Genomic DNA, 8930 nt, shown 5'->3' with positions numbered 1-8930 from the left:
ACCCACTTGTACTTTCACAACCGATCGGCAGGAGCGAAGACAACCGATGGCGGGACAGAAGATCCGCATCCGGCTGAAGGCCTACGACCACGAGGCCATCGATGCCTCGGCTCGGCGCATCGTGGACACGGTGACGAAGACCGGAGCGCGCGTCGTCGGCCCGGTGCCGCTGCCGACGGAGAAGAACGTGTACTGCGTCATCCGCTCGCCGCACAAGTACAAGGACTCGCGCGAGCACTTCGAGATGCGTACGCACAAGCGGCTCATCGACATCCTCGACCCGACGCCGAAGACGGTCGACGCGCTGATGCGCATCGACCTGCCGGCCTCGGTCGACGTCAACATCCAGTAAGGGCTGTCCCAGACATGGCGAGCACATTCCGTGGTCTCCTCGGCGAGAAGCTGGGGATGACCCAGGTCTTCGACGAGAACAACCGCATCGTGCCGGTGACCGTCATCAAGGCGGGCCCGTGCGTGGTCACCCAGGTGCGCACCCCCGAGAAGGACGGCTACTCCGCCGTCCAGCTCGGTTTCGGTGCGATCGACCCCCGCAAGGTGAACAAGCCCGAGGGCGGGCACTTCGCCAAGGCGGGCGTCACCCCGCGTCGGCACCTGGTCGAGCTGCGCACCGAGGACGCCGCCGACTACTCGGTCGGTCAGGAGCTGACCGCCGAGGTCTTCTCCGACGTGGCCAAGGTCGACGTCATCGGCACCAGCAAGGGCAAGGGCACCGCCGGCGTCATGAAGCGTCACGGCTTCAAGGGCCTCGGCGCCGGCCACGGCACCCACCGCAAGCACCGCGCCCCCGGCTCGATCGGCGGGGCCTCGACCCCGGGTCGCGTCTTCAAGGGCGTCCGCATGGCCGGGCGCATGGGCGCGGTCACCACGACCACGCTCTCGCTGAAGGTCCACCAGGTGGACACCGAGAAGGGCCTGGTCCTGATCAAGGGCGCCGTCCCCGGCCCCCGTGGCGGGCTCCTGCTCGTCCGGTCCGCGGTCAAGGGCGGCCCCGTGGGGAGTGACGCGAAGTGACCGCACCGACTTCTACAGAGTCGACCGCAACCCGGACCGACCGTCAGGTCGACGTCCGGACGCCGGCGGGGGAGACCTCGGGCAGCGTGACGCTGCCCGGCGAGCTGTTCGACGCCCCGGCCAACGTCTCGCTGCTGCACCAGGTCGTCGTGGCCCAGCTGGCCGCGGCCCGCCAGGGCACGCACTCGACCAAGACCCGCGCCCAGGTCAGCGGCACCGGCGCCAAGCCGTACCGCCAGAAGGGCACCGGCCGGGCCCGTCAGGGTTCGCTGCGTTCGCCGCAGTTCACCGGCGGTGGCATCTCGCACGGTCCGCAGCCGCGGAACTACGAGCAGAAGACGCCCAAGAAGATGAAGGCCGCCGCCCTGCGCGGTGCCCTCTCCGACCGGGCTCGTGACGGCCGTGTCCACGTCGTCTCCGCGTTCGTCGACGGCGATGCGCCGTCGACCAAGGCCGCGCTCAAGGTCCTGGACGCGATCAGCACCGCCAAGCGCGTGCTGGTCGTCCTCGACCGGGACGACGTCCTCAACTGGGTCAGCCTGCGCAACGTGCCGCGGGTGCACCTGATCGAGGCCGGTCAGCTGAACACCTACGACGTGCTGGTGTCCGACGAGGTCGTCTTCACCGAGACCGCGCTGACCGAGTACGTCACCGGCCCGGCCCGGGGCGGCAAGGGCGCGGCCTCCTCGGCCGAGCTCCCCGACCTGGAGACCCACGAGATCGACGGCGACGTGCCCTCGATCGCGCCGGCCACCACGACCGAGACGTCCGAGGAGAAGGCATGAGCGTCCGCGACCCCCGGGACGTGTTGCTGTCCCCGGTCATCTCGGAGAAGAGCTATGGGCTGCTGGACGAGAACAAGTACACGTTCATCGTCCGTCCCGACGCCAACAAGACCCAGATCAAGATCGCTGTGCAGCAGGTCTTCAACGTGAAGGTCCTCGCCGTCAACACGATCAACCGCCAGGGGAAGAGGAAGCGCTCCAAGGGCGCTGTGATGGGGAAGCGCAAGGACACCAAGCGCGCCATCGTCTCCGTTGCCCCCGGTGACCGCATCGAGCTCTTCGGTGGACCCGGCGCCTGAGCGCCGGTGACCACCGATCGGACCAGAGAGAACAGACAGGGACTCTGAGGAACCATGGCCATCCGTAAGTACAAGCCGACGACGCCGGGCCGCCGCGGCTCGTCCGTCGCCGACTTCGCCGAGGTCACCCGCGACCATCCCGAGAAGTCGCTGGTCCGACCGCTGCACGGTCGTGGCGGGCGCAACGTCCACGGTCGTGTGACTGCTCGTCACCAGGGCGGTGGGCACAAGCGCGCCTACCGGCTCATCGACTTCCGCCGGGCCGACAAGGACGGTGTGCCGGCCAAGGTCGCGCACATCGAGTACGACCCGAACCGCACCTCGCGCATCGCGCTGCTGCACTTCGCCGACGGGGAGAAGCGCTACATCATCGCCCCGGCGAAGTTGAAGCAGGGCGACACGGTCGAGTGCGGCCCCGCGGCCGACATCAAGCCCGGCAACAACCTGCCGCTGCGCAACATCCCGGTCGGCACGGTCGTCCACGCCATCGAGCTGCGGCCCGGTGGCGGGGCGAAGATCGCCCGCTCGGCCGGTACCAGCGTCCAGCTGGTCGCCCGTGAGGGTCGTTTCGCCCAGCTGCGGATGCCCTCGGGCGAGATCCGCAACGTCGACGTCCGCTGCCGCGCCACGATCGGCGAGGTCGGCAACGCCGAGCAGTCGAACATCAACTGGGGCAAGGCCGGCCGGATGCGGTGGAAGGGCAAGCGCCCGACCGTCCGCGGTGTCGCGATGAACCCGGTCGACCACCCGCACGGTGGTGGTGAGGGCAAGACCTCCGGTGGCCGGCACCCGGTCAACCCGAAGGGCAAGCCGGAGGGCCGCACGCGCAAGCGCAAGGCCAGTGATGCCCTGATCGTGCGCCGCCGGCGCACCAACAAGAAGCGCTGAGCGGGTAGAGGAGTCCGACAGACATGCCACGCAGCCTCAAGAAGGGCCCGTTCGTCGACGACCACCTGCTCGCCAAGGTGGACGCTCAGAACGACAAGGGCACCAAGAACGTCATCCGCACCTGGTCGCGGCGTTCGACGATCATCCCCGACATGCTCGGGCACACGATCGCCGTGCACGACGGCCGCAAGCACGTCCCGGTGTTCGTCACCGAGGCGATGGTCGGGCACAAGCTCGGCGAGTTCGCGCCCACGCGCACCTTCCGTGGGCACGTCAAGGACGACCGCCGGTCGCGGCGCGGCTGAGCGACGACCAGGTAGAGAAGAGACCCAGATGACTTCCCAGTTGGGACAGGAGACGCCGGTCGCCCGGGCCACGGCCCGGTTCGTCAGCGTCACCCCCATGAAGGCCCGCCGGGTGGTGGACATGATCCGCTACCTGCCGACTGACGAGGCACTGGCACTGCTGCGGTTCACCCCGCAGACCGCCAGCGAGCCGGTGGCCAAGGTCGTCGCCAGCGCGGTCGCCAACGCCGAGCACAACCTGCAGTTGGACCCCGCTGCGCTCGTCGTCAGCGCCGCGTTCGTCGACGAGGGCCCCACGCTCAAGCGGATCCGTCCGCGGGCGCAGGGCCGGGCGTTCCGCATCAACAAGCGGACCAGCCACATCACCGTCGAGGTGACCGAGGTGAGCTCGAGCGCTGAGCTGGCCCTCCGGTCGCGCAAGGCACGTCGGGAGACCGGGCAGTCCGGCCCGGCCACCCAGCAGCAGAAGAGCAACACGAGGGGAGGGACCCGCTAGTGGGTCAGAAGGTCAACCCGCACGGGTTCCGGCTCGGCATCACCACCGACTACAAGTCCCGGTGGTACGCGGACAAGCTGTACGCCGACTACGTCAAGGAAGACGTGGCCATCCGGAAGCTCATGGGCAAGGGCATGGAGCGTGCCGGGATCTCGAAGGTGGAGATCGAGCGCACCCGTGACCGGGTCCGAGTGGACATCCACACCGCCCGGCCGGGCATCGTCATCGGTCGCCGCGGCGCGGAGGCCGACCGCATCCGCGGTGAGCTGGAGAAGCTCACCGGCAAGCAGGTGCAGCTGAACATCCTCGAGGTGAAGAACCCCGAGTCCGACGCGCAGCTGGTCGCCCAGGGTGTCGCCGAGCAGCTCTCCAGCCGGGTCAGCTTCCGTCGTGCCATGCGCAAGGCGATGCAGTCCGCGCAGCGCAGCCCACAGGTCAAGGGCATCCGGGTGCAGTGCTCGGGTCGCCTCGGCGGCACCGAGATGAGCCGTTCGGAGTTCTACCGCGAAGGTCGCGTGCCCCTGCACACGCTCCGCGCGAACATCGACTACGGCATCTACGAGGCCCGCACGACCTTCGGCCGCATCGGTGTGAAGGTCTGGATCTACAAGGGCGATGCCAGCGGTTCGCGTGCGGAGCGGGAGGCCCTCGAGGCACTCGCGCAGCGCCAGCAGCGCCGTGAGCGGGCCCAGCGTCCCCAGCGGCGGTCCGGTTCGTCCGGCACCACCGCCGGGGGCACCGAGGCCGGCCGCGCTGCGGCTGACGCCCCGGTCTCCACCGAGCAGCCGTCCGAGGCGCCCGCCGACACCACGAGTGCCGTCGCCGTCGAATCGGGTGCTGCTCCCGCGCAGAGCATCGGCGAGGCAGCCGGTGCCGAGGGCACGGCGGCCGCGAAGGCCGCCGGCGCCGAGAACACGGAGGGCTGACCAGTGCTCATCCCACGTCGGGTCAAGCACCGCAAGCAGCACCACCCCGACCGCACCGGACGGGCCAAGGGCGGCACCGCGATCAACTTCGGTGACTTCGCGATCCAGGCACTGGAGCCCGCGTACGTGACCAACCGGCAGATCGAGTCCGCGCGTATCGCCATGACGCGTCACATCAAGCGTGGCGGCAAGGTGTGGATCTCGATCTACCCCGACCGCCCGCTGACGAAGAAGCCGGCCGAGACCCGCATGGGTTCCGGCAAGGGCTCGCCCGAGTGGTGGGTGGCGAACGTCAAGCCCGGTCGGATCATGTTCGAGCTGTCGGGTGTCGCCGAGCCGGTGGCCCGCGAGGCCATGCGCCGCGCGATCCACAAGCTCCCCATGAAGTGCCGCTTCATCACTCGCGAAGGAGAGGTGTGATGGCCGCCGGCCTCACTGCGCCTGAGCTGCGCGAGCTGTCCGCCGACGAGCTGGCCACCCGGCTGCGCGAGTCGCGCGAAGAGCTGTTCAACCTGCGGTTCCAGGTGGCCACCGGCCAGCTGGACAACAATCGGCGACTGCAGACCGTCCGCCGCGACATCGCCCGGATCTACACGATCATGCGCGAGCGCGAGCTGGGCCTCTCGGTCGCCCCGAACGAGGGTGTCGCATGAGCGAGGTCACCAACACCACCGAGACCTCGACCGGGCCCGGCCTGGCCGGGCGTGGCTACCGCAAGGTCCGTGAGGGCCTGGTCGTCAGCGACAAGATGGACAAGACCATCGTCGTCGAGGTCGAGGACCGCGTGAAGCACGGGCTGTACGGCAAGGTCCTGCGTCGCACCAGCAAGCTGAAGGCGCACGACGAGCAGAACACCGCCGGCATCGGCGACCGGGTGCAGATCATGGAGACGCGCCCCACCTCCGCCACCAAGCGGTGGCGTCTGGTGACGGTCGTGGAGAAGGCCAAGTAGGAAGTCGACAACCGGCCTCTCGGGGTCGGTGAGCAGGGAGTACTCTGGACGACTGGCGCGCTCTTCGGAGCCCGCCGCATCCCGGTACCCGTGCACGGACGCACCGGCGGCGCTCGCTGCCGGTGCGTCCGCACGTGGGTGCCGGACAGCCGGTTCACCGATCCGGTCCGGCTGTCGCCACTCAGATTCAGGAGCAGGAAGTGATCCAGCAGGAGTCGCGGCTCAGGGTCGCCGACAACACCGGGGCCAAGGAGATCTTGTGCATCCGTGTGCTCGGCGGGTCGGGGCGCCGCTACGCGGGCATCGGTGACGTCATCGTCGCCACCGTCAAGGACGCGCTGCCGGGTGCAGGCGTCAAGAAGGGCGATGTGGTCAAGGCCGTCATCGTCCGCACGGTCAAGGAGCGCCGTCGTCCGGACGGCTCCTACATCCGCTTCGACGAGAACGCCGCGGTGATCATCCGTGACAGCGGCGACCCGCGCGGCACGCGCATCTTCGGCCCCGTCGGCCGCGAGCTGCGCGACAAGCGCTTCATGCGGATCATCTCGCTCGCTCCGGAGGTGTTGTGACCATGGCTCAGCCGACGAGCGGGAAGACCCCGTCGATGAAGGTCAAGAAGGGCGACTCGGTCGTCGTCCTGGCCGGCAGGGACAAGGGTGCCAAGGGCCGCGTCATCGCGGCCTTCCCCCGGACCCAGAAGGTCCTGGTGGAGGGCATCGGCCGGGTGAAGAAGCACACCCGGATCAGCACCACCCAGCGCGGTGCCCAGCAGGGCGGAATCGTCACGCAGGAGGCCGCCATCCACGTGAGCAACGTGATGGTGATCGACTCCGAGGACAAGCCGACCCGGGTCGGTTACCGCAAGGACGAGGAAGGCCGCAACATCCGGGTCTCGCGGCGCACCGGTAAGGACCTCTGATCATCATGAGCGCACCCACCCGTGAGCTGCCCCGCATGCTGGCCCGGTACCGCGAGGAGATCGCGCCGGCCCTGCAGTCCGAGTTCGGCTACCCCAACGTCATGCAGATCCCCGGTCTCGTGAAGATCGTGGTCAACATGGGCGTCGGCGAGGCCACCCGTGACGCCAAGTTGATGGACGGCGCGGTCCGCGACCTCACCGCCATCACCGGCCAGAAGCCCGCCGTCGTGCGAGCCCGGAAGTCCATCGCGCAGTTCAAGCTGCGTGAGGGCATGCCGATCGGCGCGAAGGTCACCCTCCGAGGCGACCGCATGTGGGAGTTCCTGGACCGGCTGCTGTCGCTGGCGCTGCCCCGCATCCGTGACTTCCGTGGCCTGAACCCCAAGCAGTTCGACGGCCACGGCAACTACACGTTCGGTCTGACCGAGCAGTCGATGTTCCGCGAGATCGACGTCGACAAGATCGACCGGCCCCGCGGCATGGACATCACCCTGGTGACCACCGCCACGACCGACGAGGAGGGCCGTGAGCTGCTGTCGCTGCTCGGGTTCCCCTTCGCCGGCCAGACCGTCGTGAACGCCACCCGCTGACGCGGTCTGCGTAGAAGGTAGGAGACCAAGAGATGGCCAAGAAGGCCCTTGTCAACAAGGCGGCTCGCACGCCGAAGTTCGCCGTCCGCGGCTACACCCGTTGCCAGCGGTGCGGCCGGCCCCACGCGGTCTTCCGCAAGTTCGGCCTGTGCCGGATCTGCCTGCGGGAGATGGCACACGCGGGCGAGCTGCCCGGCGTGACCAAGTCGAGCTGGTAACAGACGCAGGACGGCCCGCCCCGCATGGGGCGGGCCACTCGCTCCCGGGCACGACCCGGAGCACCACCCACGTCACCGAGAGGCCCGCGCACGACAGCGTGCGGAACCGCGGTGAGAGAGGCACGACGCACCCATGACGATGACCGACCCGATCGCGGACATGCTCACGCGGATCCGCAACGCCAACCAGGCGTACCACGACGCCGCGGCCATGCCGTCGTCGAAGCTCAAGACGAAGGTCGCCGAGATCCTCCAGCAGGAGGGTTACATCGGCGGCTGGACCGTCAACGACGTCGAGGTCGAAGGCCACGTCCGCAAGGAGCTCGTGGTCTCCCTCAAGTACGGCCCGAACCGGGAGCGCAGCATCGCCGGTGTCCGTCGGGTGTCCAAGCCCGGCCTGCGTGTCTACGCGAAGTCGACTGCCCTGCCCAAGGTCCTGGGCGGCCTCGGGGTGGCGATCATCTCCACCTCCACCGGGCTGCTGACCGACAAGCAGGCGAACAAGAAGGGCGTGGGTGGGGAAGTCCTCGCCTACGTCTGGTAAGAGGAGCGAGCAGACATGTCACGGATCGGACGACTCCCGATTCCGGTGCCGAGCGGGGTTGACATCGCCATCGACGGGCGAACGGTCAACGTCTCAGGCCCGAAGGGGAAGCTCAGCCACACGGTGGCAGCTCCCATCACCGTCGAGCACGGTGAGGACGGTGCGCTGCTGGTGCAGCGTCCCGACGACGAGCGCGAGAGCCGTGCCCTGCACGGTCTGTCCCGCTCGCTCATCGCCAACATGATCACCGGCGTCACCCAGGGGTACGAGAAGACCCTGGAGATCGTCGGCGTCGGCTACCGCGTGCAGGCCCGTGGGTCGGACCTCGAGTTCGCCCTCGGCTTCAGCCACCCGGTGCTGGTGAAGGCCCCCGAGGGGATCTCCTTCACCGTCGAGGCCCCCACCCGCCTGCGGGTGAGCGGCATCGACAAGCAGCAGGTCGGCGAGGTCTCCGCCAAGATCCGCAAGATCCGCAAGCCCGACCCCTACAAGGGCAAGGGCGTGCGGTACCAGGGCGAGGTCGTCAAGCGCAAGGTCGGGAAGACGGGCAAGTGATGGCACAGGCAGCCAAGACCGAGAAGGGTGTCCGGGTGCACAAGCCCGTCGGCACCGATGTCAGCACCGCGCGCCGCGTCTCGCGGCTGCGCCGGCACAACCGCCTGCGCAAGCGGGTGGGTGGCACGCCGGAGCGCCCGCGTCTGGTCGTCAAGCGCAGTTCCCGGCACATCCACGTCCAGGTCATCGACGACACCGTGGGCCGTACTCTGGCCAGTGCGTCGACCATGGACGCCAGCCTGAAGGGCGCGGAGGGCGACAAGTCCGCCCTTGCCCGGCAGGTGGGTGCCCTGGTCGCCGAGCGCGCCAAGGCCGCCGGCATCGCCGCCGTCGTCTTCGACCGCGGCGGCAACCGGTACGCCGGGCGCATCGCCGCCCTGGCGGACGGTGCCCGCGAAGGCGGGCTGGACTTCTGATGAGC

Annotated in this window: 18 protein-coding genes; all 18 read left to right on the top strand. The window is 69.0% G+C overall.

The annotated features are described in order from the left end of the window. Window positions 1-46: 46 nt before the first annotated feature. The 18 genes from rpsJ (at window position 47) to rplR (ending at window position 8925) form a co-directional block, all read left to right on the top strand. A complete protein-coding gene (gene rpsJ / locus O2V63_RS19255) occupies window positions 47-352 on the top strand; it encodes a 30S ribosomal protein S10 (protein ID WP_014742859.1) in 306 nt (101 codons plus the stop codon). 14 nt (window positions 353-366) lie between these two features. Continuing rightward, window positions 367-1032, top strand: a complete 666-nt coding sequence (rplC, locus tag O2V63_RS19250; protein ID WP_036334270.1) for a 50S ribosomal protein L3 — start codon at window positions 367-369, stop codon at window positions 1030-1032. An 86-nt stretch (window positions 1033-1118) separates the two neighbouring features. Then, complete coding sequence (rplD, locus tag O2V63_RS19245) at window positions 1119-1817, top strand: 50S ribosomal protein L4 (RefSeq protein WP_269169103.1); 699 nt, start codon at window positions 1119-1121, stop codon at window positions 1815-1817. Next, a complete protein-coding gene (gene rplW, locus O2V63_RS19240) occupies window positions 1814-2116 on the top strand; it encodes a 50S ribosomal protein L23 (RefSeq protein WP_014742856.1) in 303 nt (100 codons plus the stop codon). The genes rplD and rplW overlap by 4 nt, the downstream gene beginning before the upstream one ends. 54 nt (window positions 2117-2170) lie before the next feature. Continuing rightward, the gene (gene rplB / locus O2V63_RS19235) at window positions 2171-3004 is read left to right on the top strand and encodes a 50S ribosomal protein L2 (RefSeq protein WP_166754920.1); all 834 of its coding nucleotides are present in this window, start codon (window positions 2171-2173) and stop codon (window positions 3002-3004) included. A gap of 23 nt (window positions 3005-3027) precedes the next feature. Then, on the top strand, window positions 3028-3309 hold the full coding sequence (rpsS, locus tag O2V63_RS19230) for a 30S ribosomal protein S19 (RefSeq protein WP_153359827.1): 282 nt from the start codon (window positions 3028-3030) through the stop codon (window positions 3307-3309). 28 nt (window positions 3310-3337) lie between these two features. Beyond that, window positions 3338-3805 (top strand): 50S ribosomal protein L22, encoded by a 468-nt coding sequence (gene rplV / locus O2V63_RS19225; protein ID WP_164699905.1) that lies wholly within the window; start codon window positions 3338-3340, stop codon window positions 3803-3805. Continuing rightward, entirely contained in the window at window positions 3805-4731 is a 927-nt protein-coding gene (rpsC, locus tag O2V63_RS19220) for a 30S ribosomal protein S3 (RefSeq protein ID WP_269169102.1), read from the top strand. The genes rplV and rpsC overlap by 1 nt, the downstream gene beginning before the upstream one ends. A 3-nt stretch (window positions 4732-4734) precedes the next feature. Further along, a complete protein-coding gene (rplP, locus tag O2V63_RS19215) occupies window positions 4735-5151 on the top strand; it encodes a 50S ribosomal protein L16 (protein WP_014742851.1) in 417 nt (138 codons plus the stop codon). Further along, window positions 5151-5384, top strand: a complete 234-nt coding sequence (gene rpmC, locus O2V63_RS19210; RefSeq protein ID WP_014742850.1) for a 50S ribosomal protein L29 — start codon at window positions 5151-5153, stop codon at window positions 5382-5384. Before rplP ends, rpmC begins: the two co-directional genes overlap by 1 nt. Next, window positions 5381-5683: a 30S ribosomal protein S17 gene (rpsQ, locus tag O2V63_RS19205; RefSeq protein ID WP_153359835.1), complete on the top strand. Its 303-nt coding sequence runs from the start codon at window positions 5381-5383 to the stop codon at window positions 5681-5683. The genes rpmC and rpsQ overlap by 4 nt, the downstream gene beginning before the upstream one ends. A gap of 200 nt (window positions 5684-5883) precedes the next feature. Continuing rightward, window positions 5884-6252 (top strand): 50S ribosomal protein L14, encoded by a 369-nt coding sequence (gene rplN / locus O2V63_RS19200; protein WP_026844850.1) that lies wholly within the window; start codon window positions 5884-5886, stop codon window positions 6250-6252. A gap of 2 nt (window positions 6253-6254) precedes the next feature. Continuing rightward, entirely contained in the window at window positions 6255-6602 is a 348-nt protein-coding gene (rplX, locus tag O2V63_RS19195) for a 50S ribosomal protein L24 (protein WP_269169101.1), read from the top strand. A 5-nt stretch (window positions 6603-6607) separates the two neighbouring features. After that, the gene (rplE, locus tag O2V63_RS19190; protein WP_036334284.1) at window positions 6608-7192 is read left to right on the top strand and encodes a 50S ribosomal protein L5; all 585 of its coding nucleotides are present in this window, start codon (window positions 6608-6610) and stop codon (window positions 7190-7192) included. Window positions 7193-7224: 32 nt separating this feature from the next. Next, on the top strand, window positions 7225-7410 hold the full coding sequence (locus O2V63_RS19185) for a type Z 30S ribosomal protein S14 (RefSeq protein ID WP_036334286.1): 186 nt from the start codon (window positions 7225-7227) through the stop codon (window positions 7408-7410). Window positions 7411-7543: 133 nt separating this feature from the next. Beyond that, window positions 7544-7954: a 30S ribosomal protein S8 gene (gene rpsH, locus O2V63_RS19180; protein ID WP_269159162.1), complete on the top strand. Its 411-nt coding sequence runs from the start codon at window positions 7544-7546 to the stop codon at window positions 7952-7954. A 15-nt stretch (window positions 7955-7969) separates the two neighbouring features. Further along, window positions 7970-8509 (top strand): 50S ribosomal protein L6, encoded by a 540-nt coding sequence (gene rplF / locus O2V63_RS19175; RefSeq protein WP_269169100.1) that lies wholly within the window; start codon window positions 7970-7972, stop codon window positions 8507-8509. Beyond that, window positions 8509-8925 carry a 50S ribosomal protein L18 gene (rplR, locus tag O2V63_RS19170; RefSeq protein ID WP_166754927.1) on the top strand — a complete coding sequence of 139 codons (417 nt, stop codon included), beginning with the start codon at window positions 8509-8511 and terminating at the stop codon, window positions 8923-8925. The genes rplF and rplR overlap by 1 nt, the downstream gene beginning before the upstream one ends. The last annotated feature ends 5 nt before the right edge of the window (window positions 8926-8930 follow it).

Origin of the sequence: Modestobacter sp. VKM Ac-2977, from assembly GCF_026968045.1 — a bacterium.
Classification (GTDB): Bacteria; Actinomycetota; Actinomycetes; order Mycobacteriales; family Geodermatophilaceae; genus Modestobacter.
The sequence above is the reverse complement of the archived record's forward strand: the minus strand, read 5'-3'. Positions and strand labels throughout refer to the sequence as shown.

Excerpts from the sequence above, each read along its gene's own strand:
- O2V63_RS19185 (WP_036334286.1), top strand. The coding sequence starts at position 7,225 with ATGGCCAAGAAGGCCCTTGTCAACAAGGCGGCTCGCACGCCGAAGTTC.
- rpsJ (WP_014742859.1), top strand. The coding sequence starts at position 47 with ATGGCGGGACAGAAGATCCGCATCCGGCTGAAGGCCTACGACCACGAG.
- rpmC (WP_014742850.1), top strand. The coding sequence starts at position 5,151 with ATGGCCGCCGGCCTCACTGCGCCTGAGCTGCGCGAGCTGTCCGCCGAC.
- rplR (WP_166754927.1), top strand. The coding sequence starts at position 8,509 with ATGGCACAGGCAGCCAAGACCGAGAAGGGTGTCCGGGTGCACAAGCCC.
- rplW (WP_014742856.1), top strand. The coding sequence starts at position 1,814 with ATGAGCGTCCGCGACCCCCGGGACGTGTTGCTGTCCCCGGTCATCTCG.
- rpsQ (WP_153359835.1), top strand. The coding sequence starts at position 5,381 with ATGAGCGAGGTCACCAACACCACCGAGACCTCGACCGGGCCCGGCCTG.
- rplE (WP_036334284.1), top strand. The coding sequence starts at position 6,608 with ATGAGCGCACCCACCCGTGAGCTGCCCCGCATGCTGGCCCGGTACCGC.
- rplC (WP_036334270.1), top strand. The coding sequence starts at position 367 with ATGGCGAGCACATTCCGTGGTCTCCTCGGCGAGAAGCTGGGGATGACC.
- rplF (WP_269169100.1), top strand. The coding sequence starts at position 7,970 with ATGTCACGGATCGGACGACTCCCGATTCCGGTGCCGAGCGGGGTTGAC.
- rpsH (WP_269159162.1), top strand. The coding sequence starts at position 7,544 with ATGACGATGACCGACCCGATCGCGGACATGCTCACGCGGATCCGCAAC.
- rplV (WP_164699905.1), top strand. The coding sequence starts at position 3,338 with ATGACTTCCCAGTTGGGACAGGAGACGCCGGTCGCCCGGGCCACGGCC.
- rpsS (WP_153359827.1), top strand. The coding sequence starts at position 3,028 with ATGCCACGCAGCCTCAAGAAGGGCCCGTTCGTCGACGACCACCTGCTC.
- rplB (WP_166754920.1), top strand. The coding sequence starts at position 2,171 with ATGGCCATCCGTAAGTACAAGCCGACGACGCCGGGCCGCCGCGGCTCG.
- rplX (WP_269169101.1), top strand. The coding sequence starts at position 6,255 with ATGGCTCAGCCGACGAGCGGGAAGACCCCGTCGATGAAGGTCAAGAAG.